Annotated in this window: 19 protein-coding genes, 1 tRNA gene and 1 pseudogene; 18 read left to right on the top strand and 3 right to left on the bottom strand. The window is 69.8% G+C overall.

Going from position 1 to position 22,915, the window contains the following annotated elements; all coding sequences use genetic code 11:
- The first annotated feature begins 8 nt into the window (after positions 1-8).
- The 16 genes and pseudogenes from rpe to HQQ78_RS01630 all read left to right on the top strand — a co-directional run bounded on the left by rpe (position 9) and on the right by HQQ78_RS01630 (position 18,119).
- Entirely contained in the window at positions 9-674 is a 666-nt protein-coding gene (gene rpe / locus HQQ78_RS01705; protein ID WP_173150869.1) for a ribulose-phosphate 3-epimerase, read from the top strand.
- Entirely contained in the window at positions 671-934 is a 264-nt protein-coding gene (locus tag HQQ78_RS01700; protein ID WP_043592769.1) for a phosphoribosyl-ATP diphosphatase, read from the top strand. The genes rpe and HQQ78_RS01700 overlap by 4 nt, the downstream gene beginning before the upstream one ends.
- A 64-nt stretch (positions 935-998) precedes the next feature.
- Positions 999-1,838, top strand: a complete 840-nt coding sequence (hisG, locus tag HQQ78_RS01695; protein ID WP_056045298.1) for an ATP phosphoribosyltransferase — start codon at positions 999-1,001, stop codon at positions 1,836-1,838.
- A gap of 2 nt (positions 1,839-1,840) precedes the next feature.
- Positions 1,841-2,647: an imidazole glycerol phosphate synthase subunit HisF gene (gene hisF / locus HQQ78_RS01690; protein WP_173150868.1), complete on the top strand. Its 807-nt coding sequence runs from the start codon at positions 1,841-1,843 to the stop codon at positions 2,645-2,647.
- An 86-nt stretch (positions 2,648-2,733) separates the two neighbouring features.
- Entirely contained in the window at positions 2,734-3,150 is a 417-nt protein-coding gene (hisI, locus tag HQQ78_RS01685) for a phosphoribosyl-AMP cyclohydrolase (protein ID WP_123570087.1), read from the top strand.
- Positions 3,143-4,675, top strand: a complete 1,533-nt coding sequence (locus tag HQQ78_RS01680; protein ID WP_371740307.1) for an anthranilate synthase component I — start codon at positions 3,143-3,145, stop codon at positions 4,673-4,675. Before hisI ends, HQQ78_RS01680 begins: the two co-directional genes overlap by 8 nt.
- Entirely contained in the window at positions 4,675-5,319 is a 645-nt protein-coding gene (locus tag HQQ78_RS01675; RefSeq protein WP_173150867.1) for a Trp biosynthesis-associated membrane protein, read from the top strand. Before HQQ78_RS01680 ends, HQQ78_RS01675 begins: the two co-directional genes overlap by 1 nt.
- A gap of 144 nt (positions 5,320-5,463) precedes the next feature.
- Positions 5,464-5,679 (top strand): annotated as a pseudogene (locus tag HQQ78_RS01670) (DUF6704 family protein); the annotation flags it as partial.
- The gene (gene trpC / locus HQQ78_RS01665; protein ID WP_056045286.1) at positions 5,680-6,453 is read left to right on the top strand and encodes an indole-3-glycerol phosphate synthase TrpC; all 774 of its coding nucleotides are present in this window, start codon (positions 5,680-5,682) and stop codon (positions 6,451-6,453) included.
- 2 nt (positions 6,454-6,455) lie between these two features.
- Complete coding sequence (gene trpB / locus HQQ78_RS01660) at positions 6,456-7,664, top strand: tryptophan synthase subunit beta (protein ID WP_173150866.1); 1,209 nt, start codon at positions 6,456-6,458, stop codon at positions 7,662-7,664.
- Complete coding sequence (gene trpA, locus HQQ78_RS01655; protein WP_173150865.1) at positions 7,661-8,476, top strand: tryptophan synthase subunit alpha; 816 nt, start codon at positions 7,661-7,663, stop codon at positions 8,474-8,476. Before trpB ends, trpA begins: the two co-directional genes overlap by 4 nt.
- A gap of 86 nt (positions 8,477-8,562) precedes the next feature.
- A complete protein-coding gene (gene lgt / locus HQQ78_RS01650) occupies positions 8,563-9,564 on the top strand; it encodes a prolipoprotein diacylglyceryl transferase (RefSeq protein ID WP_233568323.1) in 1,002 nt (333 codons plus the stop codon).
- 288 nt (positions 9,565-9,852) lie between these two features.
- Entirely contained in the window at positions 9,853-14,430 is a 4,578-nt protein-coding gene (gene gltB, locus HQQ78_RS01645; protein ID WP_173150864.1) for a glutamate synthase large subunit, read from the top strand.
- A complete protein-coding gene (locus tag HQQ78_RS01640) occupies positions 14,423-15,880 on the top strand; it encodes a glutamate synthase subunit beta (protein WP_056045271.1) in 1,458 nt (485 codons plus the stop codon). The genes gltB and HQQ78_RS01640 overlap by 8 nt, the downstream gene beginning before the upstream one ends.
- A 78-nt stretch (positions 15,881-15,958) precedes the next feature.
- Entirely contained in the window at positions 15,959-17,407 is a 1,449-nt protein-coding gene (gene pyk, locus HQQ78_RS01635) for a pyruvate kinase (protein ID WP_056045267.1), read from the top strand.
- A gap of 85 nt (positions 17,408-17,492) precedes the next feature.
- Positions 17,493-18,119 (top strand): hypothetical protein, encoded by a 627-nt coding sequence (locus tag HQQ78_RS01630; RefSeq protein WP_173150863.1) that lies wholly within the window; start codon positions 17,493-17,495, stop codon positions 18,117-18,119.
- 124 nt (positions 18,120-18,243) lie between these two features.
- Here HQQ78_RS01630 and HQQ78_RS01625 read toward each other — a convergent pair whose 3' ends face one another.
- Positions 18,244-18,447: a cold-shock protein gene (locus HQQ78_RS01625; RefSeq protein WP_043592793.1), complete on the bottom strand. Its 204-nt coding sequence runs from the start codon at positions 18,445-18,447 to the stop codon at positions 18,244-18,246.
- A 292-nt stretch (positions 18,448-18,739) separates the two neighbouring features.
- Positions 18,740-18,825 (bottom strand) — tRNA-Leu (locus HQQ78_RS01620).
- A 39-nt stretch (positions 18,826-18,864) separates the two neighbouring features.
- Here HQQ78_RS01620 and HQQ78_RS01615 point away from each other — a divergent pair.
- Positions 18,865-19,470 carry an ANTAR domain-containing response regulator gene (locus HQQ78_RS01615; RefSeq protein ID WP_043592796.1) on the top strand — a complete coding sequence of 202 codons (606 nt, stop codon included), beginning with the start codon at positions 18,865-18,867 and terminating at the stop codon, positions 19,468-19,470.
- A 58-nt stretch (positions 19,471-19,528) separates the two neighbouring features.
- Here the strand turns inward: HQQ78_RS01615 and HQQ78_RS01610 are convergent, their stop codons facing one another.
- Complete coding sequence (locus HQQ78_RS01610) at positions 19,529-19,882, bottom strand: PaaI family thioesterase (RefSeq protein ID WP_249408402.1); 354 nt, start codon at positions 19,880-19,882, stop codon at positions 19,529-19,531.
- A gap of 186 nt (positions 19,883-20,068) precedes the next feature.
- On the opposite strand from HQQ78_RS01610, the gene polA reads away from it, so the two are divergent.
- Complete coding sequence (gene polA, locus HQQ78_RS01605) at positions 20,069-22,741, top strand: DNA polymerase I (protein ID WP_173150861.1); 2,673 nt, start codon at positions 20,069-20,071, stop codon at positions 22,739-22,741.
- Positions 22,742-22,915: the final 174 nt, after the last annotated feature.

Genomic DNA, 22,915 nt, shown 5'->3' with positions numbered 1-22,915 from the left:
CTCGTCCCGTGTCGATCCGCATCAGCCCCAGCATCCTCTCGGCCGACTTCGCGAACCTCGAGCGCGACCTCGAGCGCATCTCGACCGCCGACCTCGTGCACGTCGACGTGATGGACGGCCACTTCGTGCCCAACCTCACCCTCGGCCTCCCCGTCGTGCAGCGTCTCGGCGAGGTCAGCCCCGTACCGCTCGACCTGCACCTGATGATCGACGACGCCGACCGCTGGGCACCCCGCTACGCCGAGACGGGCGCCTTCTCTGTGACCTTCTCCGCCGAGGCGGCGTCCGATCCCGTCTCGACGGCGCAGGCCATCCGCAGCAACGGCTCCCGTGCCTCCGTCGCCGTGAAGCCGGGCACCGACCTCGAGCCCTACCTCCAGGCCCTCGACGCGTACGACATGATCCTCGTCATGACGGTCGAGCCGGGCTTCGGCGGGCAGTCCTTCATGCCCGAGACGATGGCCAAGCTGGCCCGTGCCCGTGAGGCCGTGCGCGCCTCCGGGCTCGACGTGTGGCTCGAGGTCGACGGCGGCATCACGACCGAGACCATCGTCACGGCCGTCGAGAACGGTGCCGACACGGTGGTCGCCGGGTCCGCCGTCTACGGCGGGTCGCCCGTCGACAACATCGCTGCACTCCGGACGGCCGCCGCGACGGTAGCCTTGACGTCGTGAAATCCTTCGACGACCTGTACCTCGAGCTCAGCGACAAGGCCCGCGACCGGCCCGAGGGGTCGGGCACCGTGGCCGAACTCGACGCCGGAGTGCACCAGATCGGCAAGAAGATCGTCGAAGAGGCCGCCGAGGTCTGGATGGCCGCCGAGTACGAGGGCGACGTCGCGACCGCCGAAGAGATCTCCCAGCTGCTCTACCACCTGCAGGTCATGATGATCGCCAAGGGCATCACCCCGGCCGACGTCTACCGACATCTCTGAGTCGGCCTCCGTCACCCCCGTTCGTCACGCCGCTCGCGCGGCACCCCAGCAGACAGAGAACCCCATGCTCCGCGTCGCAGTGCCCAACAAGGGATCGCTCAGCGAGACCGCTTCCGCCATGCTCGCCGAGGCCGGCTACACCGGTCGCCGAGACCCCAAGACCCTCCACGTCGAGGACCCGCGCAACGGCGTCGAGTTCTTCTACCTCCGCCCGCGCGACATCGCGACCTACGTGGGGTCGGGCGCCCTCGACGTGGGCATCACGGGTCGCGACCTGCTGCTCGACTCGCACTCGCCCGCACACGAGGTCGCTCCCCTCGACTTCGGCGGCTCGACCTTCCGTTTCGCGGGCCCTCCCGGCCGTTTCGCCGACCTCCGTCAGCTGCAGGGCACCCGGGTCGCGACGAGCTACGCCGGCCTCGTCGGCTCGTTCCTCGAGAGCCACGGCGTGACCGCGACCCTCGTGCCGCTCGACGGAGCGGTCGAGAGCGCCGTGCAGCTGGGCGTCGCCGACGCCGTGGCCGACGTCGTGTCGACCGGTGCGACCCTGCGGGCGGCCGGGCTCGAGATCTTCGGGCCGGTCATCCTCGAATCGACGGCCGTCCTCATCTCGTCCGACGCCGACGTGGACGGTCTGGCGGTCCTCCACCGTCGCCTGCAGGGCGTCCTCGTGGCCCGGCAGTACGTCCTCATGGACTACGACGTCCCGGTCGACAAGCTGGACGCCGCCACCGCCGTCGCCGGCGGCATGGAGTCGCCCACCGTCTCCCCGCTGCACGACCGCGACTGGGCCGCCGTCCGCGTGATGGTCCCGCGGTCCGACACCAACCAGGTCATGGACGCCCTGTACGATCTCGGCGCCCGGGCGATCCTGGTCAGCCCGATCCACGCCGCGAGGCTGTAGCCGTGACCGCCGACGACGCGGTCGTCCCCGGCGCGGTCGTCGCCGACGCCTCCCTCGCCGTCCGGGTCATCCCTTGCCTCGACGTGGCCGCCGGCCGCGTGGTGAAGGGCGTCAACTTCCTCGACCTGCGCGACGCGGGCGATCCGGTCGAGCTGGCCCGCACGTACTACGAGCAGGGTGCCGACGAGATCACCTTCCTCGACGTCACCGCCACGGTCGACGAGCGGTCGACGACCTACGACGTCGTCCGGGCGACGGCCGAGCAGGTCTTCATCCCGCTGACGGTCGGGGGCGGCGTGCGCACCACCGACGACGTCGCCCGGCTGCAGGCGGCGGGGGCCGACAAGATCGGCGTGAACAGCGCCGCCATCGCGCGGCCCGACCTGATCGGCGAGATCGCCGACCGGTTCGGAGCCCAGGCGGTCGTCCTCTCGCTCGACGTCAAGCGTTCGAGCGGCACCCCCTCCGGCTTCGTCGTCACGACCCACGGCGGTCGCACCGAGACGACCCTCGACGCGCTCGCCTGGGCGCGCGAGGCCATCGAACGCGGGGCGGGCGAGCTGCTCGTCAACTCGATCGACGCCGACGGCACCAAGCAGGGCTTCGACCTCGAACTCGTCCGCGCCATGCGCGAGCTCAGCCGGGTGCCGGTCGTCGCGTCCGGAGGGGCGGGTCGGCTCGAGCACTTCGCCCCGGCCATCGAGGCGGGTGCCGACGCCGTGCTCGCGGCGTCGGTCTTCCACAACGGCGAACTCACGATCGGCCAGGTCAAGGACGAGCTGGCCCGGTCGGGGGCCGTCGTCCGCTGAGGCGGGCCGTCACCGCACCGGGCCGCAGCCGACCAGCCGACATCGCATCGCATCGCATCGCATCGCATCGCATCGAGGAGCACACCATGACCGACCAGCTGACGCGTGAGACGGTCGAGCCCGTCGTCGCCCGTGCCCGGTTCGACGCGTCGGGCCTGCTGCCCGCCATCATCCAACAAGAGGGCACGAAAGACGTGCTCATGATGGGGTGGATGGACGCCGAGGCGCTCCGCCGCACCCTCACGGAGGGGCGCGTCACCTTCTGGTCCCGCTCTCGAGAGGAGTACTGGCGGAAGGGCGACACGTCGGGCCACGCGCAGTTCGTCCGCGCCGCCGCCCTCGACTGCGACGACGACGTGCTGCTCGTCACGGTCGAACAGATCGGCGCCGCCTGCCACACGGGCTCGCACTCCTGTTTCGAGGTCGACCCGCTCGAGCCGGCCACCGCCTCCTCGTCCCTGCCGTCCGGCGACACCGACCCCACCGGAGGCCTCCGTGGCTGACGCCCCGATCCGCACCTCGACGACCCGGGCCCAGTTCGACGAGCGGCTGGCGGGGCACCGGGTCGTCCCGGTCGTCCGCGACCTTTTCGCCGACGGCGAGACGCCCGTGGGGGTGTACCGCAAGCTCGCCGACGGCAGGCCCGGCAGCTTCCTCCTCGAGTCGGCGGCCCAGGGCGGGATCTGGTCCCGGTGGTCCTTCGTCGGCGTCTCGTCGTTCGGCGTGCTCACGACCGACGACGGTGAGGCCCGCTGGATCGACTACGGCATCGACAGCGATCGGGCGCTGGGCGATGCCGTCGGCCGTCCCCTCGAGGTGCTCTCCGCCCTGCACCACCGGTGGGCGACCCCGCGCATCGACGGCATGCCGCCCCTCACCGGCGGCCTCGTCGGGTTCATCGGCTGGGAGGCCGTGCGCGAGCTCGAACACCTTCCCGACGCGCCGCCGGCCGAGTTCACGGTGCCCTCCCAGGCGCTCAGCTTCGTGTCCGAGCTCGTGGCCCTCGACCACCGCACGGGTGCCGTCCTGCTCGTCGCCACCGCGTTGAACGACGGAACCCACGAGCCCGACGTCCTGTGGGCCGACGCGCAGTCCCGACTCGACGACCTCCAATCCCGACTCGCGGCCCCGAGCGAGGCGTTCCTGTCCGACGTCGACCTGACGATCGAGGCCACGCCGACCCGGCGTTCGACCGACGACGAGTACGCGCACGCGATCCGGCGGTCGAAGCAGTTCATCCACGACGGCGACGTCTTCCAGGTCGTCGTCTCCCAGCGCTTCGACCACGAGGTCACGGCCGAGCCGCTCGACGTCTACCGGGTGCTGCGGACGCTCAACCCGAGCCCGTACATGTACCTGGTGACCCTCGACGACGTTCAAGGTCGGCCCTACACCATCGTGGGCTCGTCGCCCGAGGCGCTGGTCAAGGTCGACGGGCGGCGGGCCTACACGCATCCCATCGCCGGGTCGAAGCCGCGTGGAGCCTCGCCCGACGAGGACCAGCGCTTCGCCGACGAACTCGCCTCGGACGAGAAAGAACGCGCCGAGCACCTCATGCTCGTCGACCTGGCCCGCAACGACCTGCTCAAGGTGTGCACGCCGGGAACCGTCGAGGTCACCGAGTTCATGCAGGTCGAACGGTTCAGCCACATCATGCACCTCGTCTCGAGCGTCGAGGGCGACCTCGCTCCCGGCAAGGACGCCATCGACGCGTTCCGTGCCACCTTCCCGGCCGGCACGTTGTCGGGTGCTCCCAAGCCCCGGGCCCTCGAGATCATCGACGAACTCGAGCCCGCCCAGCGGGGCGTCTACGGGGGAGTGGTCGGGTACTTCGACTTCGCCGGCTCGGCCGACGTCGCGATCGCGATCCGCACCGTCCTGTTGCAGGACGGCGTGGCCCGCGTGCAGGCGGGTGCCGGTCTCGTCGCCGACAGCGACCCGGTCGCCGAGAACCAGGAGGCGCGCAACAAGGCCGCGGCCCCCTTGCGTGCCGTCGCGGTCGCGAACGCCATGGCACGGCTCCGCTGATGCCCGCTCGTCGCCTGAAGCTCACGACGATCCTCGGGGGCATCCTGCTCGCGGGACTCGCCCTGCTGTCCTGGACGCAGGACTGGTTCCACGTCGTCGTCGCCTCCCCCCAGGGCGGAGACCTCCCGCTCGACGTCGCCGGCGACGTCGCCGGTGCGCCGTTGTCCGCCCTGTCGCTGGCCAGCCTGGCGCTCTTCGGGGCGCTCACGATCGCCGGCCGCGTCTTCCGCGTCGTCCTGGCGGTTCTCCAGGTGGCACTGGGCGTCAGCGTGGTCGTCACGACGTCGACCGCCCTGGCCGACCCCGTGCGCGCCTCGGGGAGCGCCGTGACGACCGCCACGGGCGTCGACGGCACCGACTCGATCCGGGCCATCGTCTCCTCGGTCGAGCCCACGGCCTGGCCCTGGCTCGGGCTCGTGGCCGGCGTCCTCGCCGCGCTCCTCGGAGTCGCCACCGTGCTCCTCGCGGGCGCCTGGCCCCAGGCCACCCGCAAGTACTCCGCCACGCGACTGGTCGCCGCGGATCCCTCGGCCGATCCGGCGGCCGCCTGGGACGCGCTGTCGGGCGGCGACGATCCCACCGACGACCCGGCGCACCTCGACGAGGGCGGGTCGGGCCCCACCGAGCCGGGTCGTACCCGGTAGACTCAGCCCTCGTACCGACCTGATCCAAGGAGCACTGTGAGCACGAACACGACGAGCACCCCGTCCGGTGGCGACGCGCCCCTCGCGAACGCCCCCGCGAAGGTCGACTCCGGCTCGAAGGGCCGCGACACCGAGACGGCCGACGACCTCGGGCACGGCAACTCGCCCGCCGCCTGGACCGCCGTCGTCATCATGCTGGTCGGCTTCGCCATCGGCACGCTGGCCTTCTTCCTCGACGTCCCGTGGATCGTCTGGGCGTCGGCCGGCCTGGTCGTCGTCGGACTGATCGTCGGTCTCGTGCTCAAGAAGGCCGGTTACGGCGTCGGTGGTCACCGCTACGTGCCGAAGGCCCACAACTAGGTGCTCGACGACCTCTACGCGGGTGCCGTGGCCGACGCCGCAGCACGCCGCGAGTCCCTCCCGTTCGCCGCCGTCGAGGCAGCGGCGCTCTCTCGTGAGCCCGCACTCGACGCCCGCACCGCCCTCGCCCCCGGCGACCGCGTCAAGGTCATCGCCGAGGTGAAGCGCGCCAGCCCGTCACGGGGCCACCTCTCGACCATCGCCGACCCGGCGTCTCTGGCCCGCTCCTACGCGGCCGGGGGAGCGAGCGCGATCAGCGTCCTCACCGAGGGCCGGAAGTTCAAGGGCTCCCTCGCCGACCTCGAGGCCGTCCGCGCCGCAGTCGACGTGCCCGTCCTTCGCAAGGACTTCATCGCCGACCCGTACCAGGTGTTCGAGGCCCGGGCGGCCGGTGCCGATCTCGTGCTGCTGATCGTCGCCGGGCTCGAACAGCCCCGCCTCCTCGAATTGCACGACCTCGTGAGGCAACTGGGCATGACCGCCCTCATCGAGGCGCACTCCGCCGACGAGGTGTCGCGCGGCCTCGACGCCGGTGCCACCGTCCTCGGCGTCAACGCCCGCGACCTCACGACCTTCGAACTCGACAGGGACCTCTTCGGTCGCCTGTCGCACTCGATCCCGACGGGCGTCACCCGCGTCGCCGAGTCGGCGGTCTCGTCGCCCGACGACGTCGCCCACTACCGTCGCTCCGGTGCCGACGTCGTGCTCGTGGGCGAAGCCCTCGTGACCCACGGCGACCCCGCCGACGCCATCACCCGCTTCCTGGAGGTCTGACCATGGCATTGCGCGACGAGACAGGTCCGTATTTCGGTTCGTTCGGGGGTCGCTTCGTCCCCGAGTCCCTGGTGGCCGCCCTCGACGAGCTCGACGCGGCCTACAAGGCCGCGGCCGTCGACCCCGAGTTCGCCGCCGAGCTGACGGCTCTCCACGCCACCTACACGGGCCGGCCGTCGATCATCACCGAGGTGCCGCGGTTCGCCCAGCACGCCGGTGGTGCCCGCATCATCCTCAAGCGTGAAGACCTCAACCACACGGGGTCCCACAAGATCAACAACGTGCTCGGACAGGCGTTGCTGGCCCGGAAGCTCGGCAAGACCCGTCTGATCGCCGAGACCGGAGCCGGTCAGCACGGCGTCGCGACGGCCACCGCCGCCGCCCTCTTCGGCATGGAGTGCGTCGTGTACATGGGGCAGGTCGACACCGAGCGCCAGGCGCTCAACGTCGCGCGCATGCGCCTGCTCGGAGCCGAGGTCGTCTCGGTCACGACGGGCTCCCGCACCCTCAAGGACGCCATCAACGACGCCATGCGCGACTGGGTCTCCAGCGTCGACACCACGCACTACGTGCTGGGCACGGTCGCCGGTCCGCACCCGTTCCCGGCCATGGTGCGCGACTTCCACAAGATCATCGGCGAAGAGGCCCGCCAGCAGGTCCTCGACCTGACCGGAGCACTGCCCGACGCCGTGACGGCCTGCGTCGGCGGCGGCTCGAACGCCATGGGCATCTTCCACGCGTTCCTCGACGACCCCTCGGTGCGGTTGTTCGGCTTCGAGGCCGGCGGGGACGGCGTCGAGACGGGCCGTCACGCGGCGTCGATCACCCTCGGCCGCGTCGGCAACCTCCAGGGCACCAAGTCGTACCTCATGCAGGACGAAGACGGTCAGACGCTCGAGAGCCACTCCATCTCCGCGGGCCTCGACTACCCGAGCGTCGGCCCGGAGCACGCCTGGTTGTCCGAGTCGGGCCGGGCCGAGTACCAGCCGATCACCGACGACGAGGCGATGCAGGCCTTCCGACTGCTCTCGCAGACCGAGGGCATCATGCCCGCGATCGAGTCGGCACACGCCCTGGCGGGCACGATCAAGCTCGGTCTGGAGCACCCCGACTGGACGATCCTGGTCTCGCTCAGCGGCCGTGGCGACAAGGACGTCTCGACCGCGAGCCGGTACTTCGGCGTCCTCGACGAGAAGGCACAGCAGCTGTGACCGCCGCAGTCCCCGCCGGGACGAGCAAGGTCGGCGACGCGATCCGGGCCCGGCGAGACGCCGGGAGCGGTGCCGTCGTCGGATACCTGCCGGTCGGGTTCCCCGATCTCGACACCAGCATCGAGGCCGCGGTGGCGATGGCCGAGAACGGCATCGACGTCATCGAACTCGGCATCCCGTACTCCGACCCCGTGATGGACGGCCCGGTGATCCAGGCAGCCACACAGCGGTCCCTCGCCGAGGGGTTCCGCGTGCGCGACGTCTTCACGGCGATCCGTGAGATCACCTCCCGGGTCGACGCTCCCGTCATCCCGATGACCTACTGGAACCCGGTCGAGCAGTACGGCGTCCAGCGGTTCGCCGACGACCTCGCGGCCGCGGGCGGTGCCGGGCTCATCACCCCCGACCTCATCCCCGACGAGGCCGACGCGTGGATGTCCGCGGCCGAGGCCGCCGACCTCGACCGGGTGTTCCTGGCCGCTCCGTCGTCCAGCGACTCGCGCCTCCGGCAGGCCGTGGCCAGTAGTCGCGGCTTCGTCTACACCGTCTCGACGATGGGCATCACAGGGGCCCGAACCGACGTCGACGCGGCGGCGAGCACCCTGGTCGCCCGACTCCGCGAGGTGGGCGTCGAGAACGCCTGCGTCGGTCTCGGCATCTCCACGGCCCAGCAGGTTCGCGAGGTGCTCGACTACGCCGACGGTGCCATCATCGGTTCGGCCTTCGTCCGTGCCCTCGCCGACGGCGGGGTCGAACGCCTCGCCGAGGTCTCCGCCGACCTGTCGTCCGGCGCGGCCCCCTCCACCTCCTGACCCCCTCGGGTCCGACGCCCTCGCGCTAGAGTCGTCACCCGTCGGGTGACCGACGCTCCGCACCCCCTCCGAAAGGCAACACGCCCGTGTTCGTTCCCCTGAGCATCCCGAGCCCGTCGGCCGCCTGGCAGTACTTCGACGTCACCGCCTGGTTGAACTCGACCTTCGGGGCGTCGTTGCCCGGCTCGCTGCGGATCCACGCCTACGCGATCTGCATCCTCGTCGGCATCGTCGCAGCGGTGGTCATCACGAACCACCGTCTGAACCGGCAGGGGGCGGAGAAGGGCATCGTCATCGACGTGGCCATCTGGGCCGTGGTGTTCGGCATCGCGGGGGGACGCCTGTTCCACGTCATCACCCACCCGGCGGACTACTTCTCCTCGCCCGACCAGTACATCCACGTCCTCTTCGTGTGGGAGGGCGGCCTCGCCATCTACGGCGCCCTGCTGTTGGGTGCCGTCGGCGTCTGGCTCGGTTGCCGCTTCACCGGTCTCCGGTTCACGGTCTTCGCCGACGCCCTCGCCCCCGGCCTGCTCGTCGCACAGGCCTTCGGACGTCTCGGCAACTGGTTCAACCACGAGCTCTTCGGCATGCCGACCGACCTGCCCTGGGGCCTCGAGATCGAGTCCACGAACGCCGCCTACCCCACCGGCCTGCCCGAGGGCACGCTCTTCCACCCGACCTTCCTCTACGAGATCGTCTGGATGCTCGCCGGCGTCGCGATCCTCGTGCTCCTCGAGAAGAAGGCCCCCATGCAGTGGGGTCGGTCGTTGGCCTTCTACCTGGTCTGGTACGGCATCGGACGGGCCTGGTTCGAGTCGATCCGCACCGATCCCAGCCTGCTCTTCTTCGGCATCCGCACCAACGTCTGGATGAGCTTCTTCGCCATCGTCCTCGGGATCGTCCTCTTCGTCCTCGCCTCCCGCCGCCACACCGGCACGGTCCCCGGCCCCTACGTGCCCGGCCGTGCGCCGAGCGAGCGGGCGGCTGCTGTAGACTCCGACGGCACGTACACGGAGAACGACGAACCCGAGTTGGTCACCGTCGGCGCATCGGACGACAACACCGATCGCTCACCGCGTCCCTAGGTCGTCCACTCCACGACGACCGCGGGCCCGGCGCCCCACCGTCGTGGCGCCCGATCCCCTCCACCCCATCCCGGTGCGAACGATCCGCCCGCGACACGGTCCCGTGCACGCACCCGCGCCTCGTAAGATCGAGCGCAGTCGGCCCCTCCCGCCGGCGTGCACGCCCACGGTCGCCACGAGCCGACCTCTCCCGCCGAGTCGGGGCCGCCCACAGAAGCCGGCCCCGTCAGGCACCTCGGGCCGACGTCGTCCCGCCCCCTGTCGGATCTCTTCGTGAGGACGGATTCCATGGCTCTCACGCCAGCACACCAGCAGTTCAGCACGGTCCCCGAGGCCAGCGGCCTCTACGACCCGCGCAACGAGAAGGACGCCTGTGGCCTCGCCATGGTGGCGACCCTCCGTGGAACACCCGGTCACGACATCGTCGACACCGCCCTGCGGGCCCTCCGGAACCTCGAGCACCGAGGTGCCGTGGGTTCCGACGCCGGTACCGGGGACGGTGCGGGCATCCTCTGCCAGGTGCCCGACGAGTTCCTGCGCAACGAGGTCGACTTCGACCTGCCGCCGGCCGGTCAGTACGCGGTGGGCATCGCCTACCTGCCCCTCGACGAGCAGGAGCGCTCCGAGCTGAAGACGGGCATCGAGCGCATCGCCGACCTCGAGCACCTCGACGTCCTCGGCTGGCGCGAGGTCCCCGTGCGCCCCGAAGAACTCGGCACGTTGGCGCGCAACGCGATGCCCGCCTTCGAGCAGCTCTTCGTCGCCAGCAGGCACCACGACGCCGACGGCGTCCCGCTCGCCGGCGTCGCGCTCGACCGCCAGGCGTTCCGGCTGCGCAAGCGTGCCGAGCGCAAGCTCTCGGCCTACTTCACCTCTCTGGGCAGCCGGACCATGGTCTACAAGGGCATGGTCACCACACTTCAGCTCGAGCCGTTCTACCCCGACCTGAGTGACGAGCGCTTCGCCTCGAAACTCGCGATCGTGCACTCGCGCTACTCGACGAACACGTTCCCGTCGTGGCCGCTGGCACAGCCGTTCCGCATGATCGCCCACAACGGCGAGATCAACACGGTCCGGGGCAACCGCAACTGGATGCGTGCCCGGCAGTCCCAGCTCGAGAACGAGCTCATCGGCGACCTGAAGCCCATCCTCCCCATCGTCAGCCCCGGGGCGAGCGACTCGGCGTCGTTCGACGAGGTCGTCGAGTTGCTCAGCCTGACCGGCAGGTCCCTGCCGCACGCGGTCATGATGATGGTCCCCGAGGCGTGGGAGAACCAGGTCGACATCGACCCCACCCTGCGCGACTTCTACGAGTACCACTCGATGCTCATGGAGGCGTGGGACGGCCCCGCCGCCATCACGTTCACCGACGGCACGCACGTCGGCGCCACCCTCGACCGCAACGGCCTGCGGCCGGGCCGCTACCTCGTCACCGACGACGGCCTCGTGGTCCTCGCGAGCGAGATCGGCGTCATCGACGTCGACCCCGCCAAGGTGGTCCGCAAGGGACGGCTCCGCCCCGGCAAGATGTTCCTGGTCGACACCGAGGCCGGCCGCATCATCGAGGACGACGAGATCAAACGCGACCTCGCCACGGCCGCGCCCTACGGCGAGTGGCTCGCCGAGGGGCGCATCCACCTCTCGGAGCTGCCCGAGCGCGAGCACATCGTGCACACCCCGGCGTCGGTCACCCGCCGTCAGCGCACCTTCGGGTACACCGAAGAAGAGGTCCGCATCCTGTTGACGCCGATGGCGAAGACCGGTGCGGAGCCCCTGGGCGCCATGGGAAGCGACACGCCGATCGCCGTCCTGTCCGAGCGCCCGCGCCTCCTGTTCGACTACTTCACGCAGCAGTTCGCCCAGGTCACGAACCCGCCGCTCGACTCGATCCGCGAGTCGGTGGTCACGTCGCTCAAGCTGGGTCTCGGTCCCGAGCGCAACCTGCTCGCCGCGACCCCCGAGCACGCCCGCCAGGTGATCCTGGACTTCCCCGTCATCGACAACGACGAGCTCGCCAAGATCCAGCACATCGACCCGAGCCCCGGCTCCCGCAAGACGTCGACCATCCGCGGGCTGTACCGCGCCGACAAGGGCCCGCGGGCACTCGAGAAGCGCATCGCCGCCATGTGCAACGAGGTGGACGACGCGATCGAGGCCGGTGCGGAGTTCATCGTCCTCTCCGACCGCGACTCGAACGCCGACTTCGCCCCGGTGCCGTCGCTGCTCATGATCGCCGCGGTGCACCACCACCTGATCCGCACCGAGAACCGCATGAAGGTCGGCCTGATCGTCGAGGCCGGTGACGTGCGCGAGGTGCACCACGTGGCCACGCTGATCGGCTACGGCGCGTCCGCGGTCAACCCGTACCTCGCGATGGAGACCTGCGAGAACCTCGTGAGGGCCGGGATGATCACCGGGCTGAGCCCCGAGGACGCCGTGCACAACCTGATCAAGGCTCTCGGCAAGGGCGTGCTCAAGATCATGTCGAAGATGGGCATCTCGACGGTGTCGAGCTACGCCGCGGCGCAGGCCTTCGAGGCCGTGGGCCTCAGCCAGGAGTTCGTCGACACGTACTTCACCGGTACCTCGTCGATGCTCGGAGGCGTGGGGATCGACGTCATCGCGGCCGAGAACAAGCAGCGACACACGAGCGCCTACCCCAGCGACGGCTCCGTCATCGCGCACGAGCGGCTGGCCACGGGCGGCGAGTACCAGTGGCGCCGCGAGGGTCCCCGGCACCTCTTCAACCCCGACACCGTGTTCCGGCTGCAGCACGCCACGCGCACCCGCCGCTACGACATCTTCCGCGAGTACACCAAGCTCGTCGACGACCAGGCCGAGCAGCTGATGACGCTGCGCGGGCTGTTCCGGCTCAAGCACGGCGTCCGCCCGGCCGTCCCGCTCGACGAGGTCGAGCCCATCGAGTCGATCGTGAAGCGGTTCTCGACGGGGGCGATGAGCTACGGCTCGATCTCGCAGGAGGCGCACGAGACCCTCGCCATCGCGATGAACCGCCTCGGCGGCAAATCCAACACCGGCGAGGGCGGAGAGGACGTCGACCGCCTCCTCGACCCGGAGCGCCGCAGCGCCGTGAAACAGGTGGCCTCCGGGCGCTTCGGGGTCACCAGCATGTACCTGACGCACGCCACCGACATCCAGCTCAAGATGGCCCAGGGCGCCAAGCCGGGCGAGGGCGGTCAGCTCCCGCCGACGAAGGTCTACCCCTGGGTGGCACGAACGCGTCACGCGACGGCCGGCGTCGGTCTCATCTCGCCGCCGCCGCACCACGACATCTACTCGATCGAGGACCTCAAGCAGCTGATCTTCGACGTCAAGCGCGCCAACCCCAAGGCCCGCGTCCACGTCAAGCTCGTGAGCCAGTCCGGCATCGGCGCGGTCGCGGCAGGGGTCACGAAGGCCCTGGCCGACGTCGTGCTCGTGTCCGGTCACGACGGGGGCACCGGCGCGAGCCCGCTGAACTCGCTCAAGCACGCGGGCACGCCCTGGGAGATCGGCCTCGCCGAGACCCAGCAGACCCTCATGTTGAACGGGATGCGCGAGCGTGTCGTCGTCCAGGTCGACGGTCAGATGAAGACCGGCCGCGACGTCCTCATCGCCGCCCTGCTCGGCGGCGAGGAGTTCGGCTTCGCCACGGCGCCGTTGATCGTCGAGGGCTGCATCATGATGAGGGTCTGCCACCTCGACACCTGCCCGGTCGGTGTGGCGACCCAGAACCCCGAGCTCCGTGCCCGCTTCTCCGGCAAGCCGGAGTTCGTCGTCAACTTCTTCGAGTTCCTGGCACAGGAGGTGCGCGAGTACCTCGCCGCGCTGGGCTTCCGCAGTCTCGACGAGGCCATCGGCCGGACGGACGTCCTCGACGTCGACCGCGCCGTCGACCACTGGAAGGCCTCGGGTCTCGACCTCGCCCCGGTGCTGGTGGGTCCGACGTTCTCCGACGACGAGCCCCGACGCAACCGCACCTCGCAGGACCACGGCCTCGACGAGCACTTCGACGTGCTGCTGATCGAGCGCAGTGCCGACGTGCTCGAGAACGGTGGGCACGTCGAGATCACGCTCCCGATCCGCAACACCGAGCGCGCGGTCGGCACCATGCTCGGGCACGAGGTCACCCTGCGACACGGTGAGCACGGCCTGCCCGACGGCAGCATCGAGATCAACCTCAGTGGTTCGGCCGGTCAGTCGCTCGGTGCGTTCCTGCCCGCCGGCATCACCCTGCGCCTCGAGGGCGACAGCAACGACTACGTGGGCAAGGGCCTCTCCGGCGGCAACGTCGTGGTGCGTCCGCCCCGCGGCAGCGCGTTCGCCGCCGAGGAGAACGTCATCGCCGGCAACGTCATCGGCTACGGCGCGACCCAGGGCAGCATGTTCCTGCGGGGCATCGTGGGGGAGCGCTTCCTGGTCCGCAACTCGGGGGCCAGCGCGGTCGCCGAGGGCGTGGGCGACCACGCGCTCGAGTACATGACGGGCGGTCTCGCCGTCATCCTCGGCGACACGGGCCGCAACCTCGGAGCAGGCATGTCCGGAGGGACGGCCTACGTGCACCGGCTCAAGCCCGAACGGGTCAACGCCGAGGCGCTCGCGTCGGGTGAACTCGAACTCCACCCCCTCGGCAGCGCCGACGTCGAGATCCTGACCGACCTGTTGCGCCGGCACCTCGCCGAGACCGGGTCACCCGTGGCGGAGCACATGCTCGACGACCTCGACGCCACGGTGGCCGAGTTCGTGAAGGTGCTGCCCCGCGACTACGCCGCCGTCCTCGCCACCCGGCAGACGGCCGTCGACGAGGGTCTCGACCCCGATGGCGACGAAGCATGGAAGAGAATCCTGGAGGTGACCGGTGGCTGACCCCAAAGGCTTCCTGAAGACGCAGACCCGCGAGCTGCCCAAGCGCCGACCCGTGTCGGTCCGGCTCATGGACTGGAAAGAGGTCTACGAGCAGCAGGAGAGCGGCGAGCTCCGACGTCAGGCGGGCCGTTGCATGGACTGCGGCGTCCCGTTCTGCCACCAGGGCTGCCCGCTCGGCAACCTGATCCCCGAGTGGAACGACCTCATGTGGCGTGGAGAGGGCCGTCAGGCCGTCGAGCGCCTGCACGCGACCAACAACTTCCCGGAGTTCACCGGTCGTCTCTGCCCCGCGCCGTGCGAGTCCTCCTGCGTCCTCGGCATCAACCAGCCCCCGGTGACGATCAAGCAGGTCGAGGTCTCGATCATCGACCAGGCGTTCGCCGCCGGATGGGTCACCCCGCACCCGCCCGAGCGCCTGACGGGCAAGACGGTCGCCGTCGTCGGTTCCGGCCCCGCCGGGCTGGCCGCCGCCCAGCAGCTCACGCGTGCCGGCCACACGGTCGCCGTCTACGAGCGCGAGGACCGCATCGGTGGCCTGCTGCGTTACGGCATCCCCGACTTCAAGATGGAGAAGAAGCAGATCGAGCAGCGCATCGCCCAGATGCAGGCCGAGGGCACGCGTTTCCGCGCCCGGGTCGAGATCGGTCGGGACATCGCCTGGGATGACCTCCGGGCCCGCTACGACGCCGTGGTCGTCGCGACGGGCGCGACGGTTCCCCGTGATCTGCCGATCCCGGGACGCGACCTGTCCGGCATCCACTTCGCCATGGACTACCTCGTGCAGCAGAACAGGGCCGGAGCGGGCGACACGGTGGCCGACCAGATCACGGCCGAGGGCAAGCACGTCGTCGTGCTGGGCGGCGGCGACACCGGTGCGGACTGCATCGGTACCGCCCACCGGCAGGGTGCCCTCTCGGTGACCAACCTCGCGATCGGCCAGCAGCCCCCGGAAGAACGCCCCGAGGCACAGCCGTGGCCGATGTTCCCCACGCTGTTCGAGGTGTCGAGTGCCCACGAAGAAGGCGGCGAGCGGGTCTACCTCGCGTCGACGGTCGAGTTCCTGACCAACGAGGTCGGCGAGGTGCGGGCCATCCGCGTCGCCGAGACCGAGTACGTCGACGGTCGACGGGTCCCCAAGGCGGGCACCGAGCGCGAGGTCCCCGCCGACCTCGTCCTGCTCGCGCTCGGCTTCACCGGACCCGAGCGCGACACCATCGAGGAGCAGCTGCGGCTCACCTTCGACGGTGGCGGCTCCCTCGAGCGCGGTGCCACCTACGAGACGGGCGAACCAGGCGTCTTCGTGACCGGTGACGCCGGGCGCGGGCAGTCGCTCATCGTCTGGGCGATCGCCGAGGGCCGCGCCACGGCCTCCGCCGTAGACGCCTACCTCGAGGGCCAGACCGTGCTGCCCTTCCCGGTGAAGCCCACCGATCGGTCCATCTCGGTCTGATCCGGCCATCCGACGGGAATAGGGTGGGAGTCGGGCTGTAGTCGTCCCACCCCCTTTCCCCCCACACGAACGGAACACATGAGACGCGCAAAGATCGTCGCCACCCTCGGGCCGGCGACGTCGAGCTACGACGACATCCGGGCGATCATCGACGCCGGCGTCGACGTCGCCCGCATGAACCTCAGCCACGGCAGCTACGACGTCCACGAAGGCGTCTACGCGAACGTCCGCCAGGCGTCGGCCGACTCGGGCCGCGCCGTCGCGGTCCTCGTCGACCTGCAGGGCCCCAAGATCCGCCTCGGCAAGTTCGCCGACGGTCCGCACGACCTCGAGGTCGGCGACGTGTTCAAGATCACCACGGACGACATCCTGGGTTCCAAGGAGATCTGCGGCACGACGTTCAAGGGCCTCCCCGACGACGTCACGGCGGGAGACCCGCTCCTGATCGACGACGGCCGCGTCAAGCTCCGCGTCCTCGAGACCGACGGCACCGTCGTCACGACCGAGGTCGTCGTCGCCGGCACGGTGTCGAACAACAAGGGCATCAACCTCCCCGGCGTGGCGGTCAACGTGCCCGCCCTCTCCGACAAGGACGAGGCCGACCTCCGCTGGGGTCTCCGACTCGGCGCCGACCTGATCGCCCTGTCGTTCGTGCGCGACGCGGACGACGTCGTGCGCGTGCACGAGATCATGGCCGAAGAGGGCCGCAAGGTCCCCGTCTACGCGAAGATCGAGAAGCCCCAGGCCGTCGACAACCTCGAGGCCATCATCGACGCGTTCGACGGCATCATGGTCGCCCGTGGCGACCTGGGCGTCGAGTTGCCTCTCGAGGCCGTGCCCATCGTGCAGAAGCACGCGGTCGAGCTCTCGCGTCGCATGGCGAAGCCGGTCATCGTCGCCACCCAGATGCTCGAGTCCATGATCTCGAGCCCGATCCCGACCCGCGCCGAGACCTCGGACGTCGCCAACGCCGTCCTCGACGGCACCGACGCGGTCATGCTCTCGGGCGAGACGAGCGTCGGCGAGTACCCGGTCATCACGGTGCAGACCATGGCGCGCATCGTGGCCTCCACCGAAGAGCACGGGCTCGAGCGCATCCCTCCGCTCGGCACGCGTCCGCGCACGCAGGGCGGCGCCATCACCCTGGCAGCGGCCGACGTCGCCGACTTCGTCCAGGCGAAGTTCCTCTGCGTCTTCACCGAATCGGGTGACTCGGTGCGTCGCATGTCGCGCCTGCGTCACTCGATCCCCATCCTGGCCTTCACACCCAACGAGGCGATCCGACGCCGCATGGCGATCAGCTGGGGCGTCCAGTCCTACCTGGTCGAGACCGTCACGCACACCGACGCCATGTTCGCGCAGGTGGACGACATCCTGCTCGGCAACGACCTCGCCGAATCGGGCGACAAGGTCATCGTGATCGCCGGGTCCCCTCCCGGGATCGCGGGCTCGACGAACGATCTCCGGGTGCACCGCGTGGGTGACGCCCACGGGGAGGCCGCTCCGGCCTACGCGTCGCAGCCCTGACGAGCCGCGACACCCCTGGCGAAGCCGGGGCGATCCCCTCGGATCGTCCCGGCTTCGTCGTGTCGGCGGGGCGTACGCTCACGGCATGTCCGTGGACGCCCGTCATCCCTCGTGCTTCGAGTTCGAGGCCCGCTTGTACGTGGTGCCGTCCTGGAGCGGTCACGGTGTGGTCGAGACTCGTCGCAGCCTCGGCCCCGAGATCCGAGAGACCAGCCGAGGAGGCGCGGGGGTGGGCCGGTGGGCAGCTCTCGGTGCCCTCGTGGGCGGCTCGTTCCTCGGGGGAGTGGCGGCGACGGTGTGGCGGGTCGACGGCCTCTGGGCCCTCTCGCTGATCTTCGTCCTCGGCGCCGCGGTCGGGGCCGTGCTGGCGATCGGCACCCGGACGATCTTCCAGGAGGGGGCGGGTGACCAAGCTCGTGGGACCGCGGCGCCGAGTCCACCGGAAGGACCTCTGCCTGCCGTCGAGGTGCCGTGGGACGTCGCCCGGGCGGCGCCCGAGGACTCCACCGGGGACGAACTGGTCCTCTGGGCGACCTTGACCAGCCGATACCGCGAGGCGCGGGAAGCCCTCGTCGCCGGTGGCGGCGAAGACGACCGGTTCACCGACCCGAGGCAGGCCGGAGCACGGATCGCCGAATGGGAGAGCGCCTACCGGACTGCGAGCCGGGACTACGAGCCGGTGGCGCGCCTCCTCGGCTTTCCCCTGCCGTGAGATGGCCGACCCTCCCACCCGAGACGGGAACGGAGAAAGCCCCGACCCGCCGGAGCGGATCGGGGCTTTCGGTTCAGTGGCGGGCGAGCCCGCCGACTGACGGCGTCACGAGGACGCCACCGAGTCAGATGACGCGGATGTTCTCGGCCTGGAGGCCCTTGTTGCCCTGAGCCGTGTCGAACTCGACCTTCTGGTTCTCTTCCAGGTTGCGGTAGCCGTCGCCGGCGATCGCGGAGAAGTGCGCGAAGACGTCAGTGGTTCCGTCGTCGGGGGTGATGAAGCCGAAGCCCTTTTCGGAGTTGAACCACTTAACGGTGCCTGTTGCCATTTTTCTTGTTCCTTCAATCAGAGTTGTCGATCTCGATTTCGAGATCGCTCGTCGCGGTGCCTTTTTGTCCGCTCCCTCTGAGAACGACGCCACCGTCGGAACCCCTCTCGGTGAGAGGAGGCCTTCGGCACGTCGCGAGATACAAATGCGTAACACAACAACCAGTCCCATCAGCGTAGTGCACGGATGCCCACGAACACACCCTCTGAGCAGAACTCGTGTCGGTGTGTCGGCCCGATGACCGGACGAGGCAAGGAGAGCCACATCTCGTCGGTCGGCTTCGCGCCGGGGCTGGTGCCGGATGTGGGACTCGAACCCACACGCCCTCACGGACAGAGCATTTTGAGTGCTCCGCGTCTGCCATTCCGCCAATCCGGCGCACAACAACCAGGTCGACAATACCGTAGGCTTCACGTCGTGAGTGACCAGGAAGCAACCCCAGCAGCACCCCGTCGCGTCGTCGTGGCCGAAGATGAGTCCCTCATCCGCCTCGACATCGTCGAGATCCTCCGCGACAACGGTTTCGAGGTGGTGGGAGAGGCCGGGGACGGCGAGACCGCCGTCGCCCTCGCCACCGAGTTGCGCCCCGACCTCGTCATCATGGACGTCAAGATGCCCCAGTTGGACGGCATCTCCGCCGCCGAACGGCTCTCGAAGGCGCACATCGCGCCGGTCGTCCTCCTGACCGCGTTCAGCCAGAAAGAGCTCGTCGAGCGGGCGAGCGAGGCAGGCGCCCTCGCCTACGTCGTGAAACCCTTCACCCCCAACGACCTGCTGCCAGCGATCGAGATCGCCCTCTCGCGGTACGCACAGATCATCACCCTCGAGGCCGAGGTCGCCGACCTGGTCGAGCGCTTCGAGACCCGCAAGCTCGTCGACCGGGCGAAGGGGCTCCTCAACGAGAAGATGGGGCTCACCGAACCCGAGGCCTTCCGCTGGATCCAGAAGGCGTCCATGGACCGCCGCCTGACGATGCACGACGTGGCCCAGGCGATCATCGAACAGTTGAGCGCCAAGAAGTAGTCGTCCGCGACGAGAGAAGGCCCACCCCGACGATCGGGGTGGGCCTTCTCTCGTCGGCCTACCGGTCGCGGGCGTCCGTGAGGAAGTTCGTGATGCGGACCGTCGACAACAGACGACCGCGATCGTCGGTCATGACGACCTGATGCGTCGTGAGGGTGGAACCGAGATGAAGGGCCGTGCAGGTGCCCGTCACCCATCCGGTCGCCGCCGATCGGCTGTGGCTCGCGTTCAGTTCGATGCCCATCGCGACGCGTCCGGCTCCCGCGTGCACGTTGGCCGCCACCGACCCGAGGGTCTCGGCCAGGACGACGTGTGCGCCGCCGTGCAGGATGCCGACGGGCTGGGTGTTTCCGTCGACGGGCATCCGACCCACGGCACGCTCGGCGCTCATCTCGTCGATCACGATGCCCATCTTCTCGGCCAGGGCACCGACACCCCGTCGGCGGAACAACTCGGCGGCGGCGTCGCTCAGGGACGCGTCCGACGAGACGGTCCTCTCGGCGTCGTTCGGGACGGCGGACGGAGTGCTCATGGTTCTCCGGTGGATCGGACCGGGGCGCCCGGCGACGGTGTCGGGGGTGCCCGCTAGGCTGACGTGGTGACGGACGACACGAAGCCTACCCTCCTGGTCATCGACGGCCATTCCCTGGCGTTCCGGGCCTTCTACGCCCTCCCGGTCGACAGTTTCGTGAACCGCGAAGGTCAGCACACCAACGCCATCCACGGCTTCATCTCGATGCTGCTCAGCCTGCTCAAGGCCGAGAAACCGACGCACCTGGCCGTCGCCTTCGACATCTCTCGCTTCTCCTTCCGCACCCGCGAGTACCCCGAGTACAAGGGCACGCGGTCCGAGACCCCGCCCGAGTTCGTGGGCCAGATACCGCTTCTCCAAGAGGCGTTGCACGCCATGGGCATCACCACGATCACCAAAGAGGACTTCGAGGCCGACGACATCCTCGCGACCCTGGCGAGCCGCGGTCGTGACGACGGGTACCGGGTCCTGGTGGTCTCCGGCGATCGCGACGCCATCCAGATGGTCAACGACGACGTCACCCTCCTCTATCCCTCGGCCCGCGGCGTGAGCGAACTCACCCGGTACGACCGCGACAAGGTCTTCGAGCGATACGGCATCGAACCCCACCAGTACCCCGAGGTCGCCGCTCTCGTCGGCGAGACGAGCGACAACCTCATCGGCATCGACAAGGTGGGGGAGAAGACCGCCGTCAAGTGGATCAACCTCTACGGGGGTCTCGACGAGATCATCGCTCGTGCGGACGAGATCAAGGGCGTCGTCGGGCAGAAGCTCCGCGAGCAGAAAGAGAACGCCATCCGCAACCGCCGGCTCAACCGGCTGGTGACCGACGTCGAGCTCCCGGTGGGGCCGGGTGACCTCGAGCGCCGGGCGATCGACGAGGCGGCCGTCCGAGAGCTCTTCGACAAACTGCAGTTCCGCACCCTGCTCGAGCGCGTCCTGGCCCTGTCGGGATCGACCGAGCCCTCCGCCGCGAACGCGGGTGAGACAGCGGTGACGGCGGCCCCCGAAGGCCTCCCCGTCGTCCGGACCCTCATCGACGAAGAACTGGCCTTCTGGCTGAAGAAGCACGCGTCCGACCCCGAGAAGCCCGTCGGCCTCACGGTCGAGTACGGCGCGGACGGCATCGTCGGGCTCGGCATCTCGTCCCTCGACGAGTCGGCGTACGTGCCCTGGGCCGCGGGTCGCGGCGACTACGTGGCCCTCGAAGCCTGGCTCGACGACGCCACGCCCAAGGTGGTCCACGACGCGAAGCGCGCCTACAAGGCGCTGTCGCGGGCCGGCCTCACGCTGACGGGCATCGCCGGCGACCCGCGGATCGCCGCCTGGCTGCTGCGCCCGGGCCGCACCTCGTTCGCCCTGTCCGACCTCGTCTACGAGCAGCTCGGAGAGACGCTGCCCGTCGGCGATCCCAACCAGCTCGTGTCGGCGGACGACGACGTCAACGTGGCCTCCGAGGCCTGGTACGTCCTCCGATTGTCCGAGTCGTTGGTTGCCGCCCTCGACGAGGGCTCCCGTCGGGTGCTCACCGAGATCGAGCTGCCCCTGGTGCCGGTGCTCGGAGACATGGAACTCACCGGTGTCGCCGCCGACCGCGACACGCTCAAGGCGCTCTCGCTCCGTCTGGGTGAACAGGCCGGCGAACTGGCCGCGGCGGCGTTCGCCGAGATCGGACGCGAGGTCAACCTCGGCTCACCCAAGCAGCTGCAAGAGGTGCTGTTCGAGCAACTCCAGATGCCCAAGACCCGAGCGACCAAGACGGGCTTCTCGACCGACGCCGCCTCCCTGGCCGATCTGCAGGAGAAGCACCCGCACCCCTTCCTCGACCTGCTCCTGAAGCACCGAGACGCGACGAAGCTGCGCCAGATCATCGAGACCCTCGAGAAGTCGATCGCCGACGACGCGCGCATCCACACGACGTACGACCAGACGGGCACGACGACCGGGCGCATCTCGTCCGTCGACCCCAACCTCCAGAACATCCCGGTCAAGGCCGCCGTCGGTCGCGAGATCCGCGCCGCGTTCGTGCACGGTCCCGATTACGAGACGCTCCTCACGGCCGACTACTCGCAGATCGAGATGCGCATCATGGCGCACCTCTCGGGCGACGAGGGGCTGATCCAGGCGTTCAACGAGGGCGAAGACCTGCACCGGTTCGTCGGTGCCCGCATCTTCGGGGTCGAACCCGCCGACGTCAGCCCGGCCATGCGCACGAAGGTCAAGGCCATGTCCTACGGCCTCGCCTACGGGCTCAGCGCCTTCGGCCTGTCGAAGCAGCTGCGCATCGAGACCGCCGAGGCACGCCAGCTCATGACCGACTACTTCGCCCGGTTCGGTGCCGTACGGGAGTACCTCCGCAACGTCGTCGAGCAGGCGCGCGAAGACGGCTACACCGAGACCATCTACGGTCGGCGCCGCCCCTTCGCCGACCTCAAGTCCCCGAACCGCGTCCTGCGCGAGAACGCCGAGCGGGCCGCCCTGAACGCCCCGATCCAGGGCTCGGCCGCCGACATCATGAAGATCGCGATGCTCGGTGTCCGATCCGAACTCGACGAGCGAGAGATGGGGTCGCGCGTGCTGCTGCAGGTGCACGACGAACTCATCGTCGAGGTCGCACCGGGCGAGGTCGACGACGTGCGCGAGATCGTGCGTCGGCGCATGAGCGGGGCGGCCGACCTGCGCGTGCCGCTCGACGTCAGCGTCGGCCTCGGCGAGAACTGGGACGCAGCGGCCCACTGAGCCCCGGGCGCCGCGGCGCCGAACGGCCACGGACCCGAGATCCGTCTCGGCGACACCGCACATCGCACATCGCACGTAGCACGTCGCACGTCGCACGTCGCACGTCGCCGAGACGGTCCGTCCTGCCCTTCTGGGCGCGCCTGCTGTCCCCGGGGTCCTACGACCCGGCCCGAG

This window comes from Frigoribacterium sp. VKM Ac-2859, assembly GCF_013204925.1.
Classification (GTDB): Bacteria; Actinomycetota; Actinomycetes; order Actinomycetales; family Microbacteriaceae; genus Frigoribacterium.
Note: the sequence above shows the minus strand (reverse complement) of the source record. Positions and strands in the feature narration are given on the sequence as shown.

Bases quoted from the DNA above. Each gene is read 5' to 3' on its own strand.
- hisG (WP_056045298.1), top strand. From the start codon at position 999: ATGCTCCGCGTCGCAGTGCCCAACAAGGGATCGCTCAGCGAGACCGCT.
- hisI (WP_123570087.1), top strand. From the start codon at position 2,734: ATGACCGACCAGCTGACGCGTGAGACGGTCGAGCCCGTCGTCGCCCGT.
- HQQ78_RS01675 (WP_173150867.1), top strand. From the start codon at position 4,675: ATGCCCGCTCGTCGCCTGAAGCTCACGACGATCCTCGGGGGCATCCTG.
- trpB (WP_173150866.1), top strand. From the start codon at position 6,456: ATGGCATTGCGCGACGAGACAGGTCCGTATTTCGGTTCGTTCGGGGGT.
- gltB (WP_173150864.1), top strand. From the start codon at position 9,853: ATGGCTCTCACGCCAGCACACCAGCAGTTCAGCACGGTCCCCGAGGCC.
- pyk (WP_056045267.1), top strand. From the start codon at position 15,959: ATGAGACGCGCAAAGATCGTCGCCACCCTCGGGCCGGCGACGTCGAGC.
- HQQ78_RS01630 (WP_173150863.1), top strand. From the start codon at position 17,493: ATGTCCGTGGACGCCCGTCATCCCTCGTGCTTCGAGTTCGAGGCCCGC.
- HQQ78_RS01625 (WP_043592793.1), bottom strand. From the start codon at position 18,447: ATGGCAACAGGCACCGTTAAGTGGTTCAACTCCGAAAAGGGCTTCGGC.
- HQQ78_RS01610 (WP_249408402.1), bottom strand. From the start codon at position 19,882: ATGGGCATCGTGATCGACGAGATGAGCGCCGAGCGTGCCGTGGGTCGG.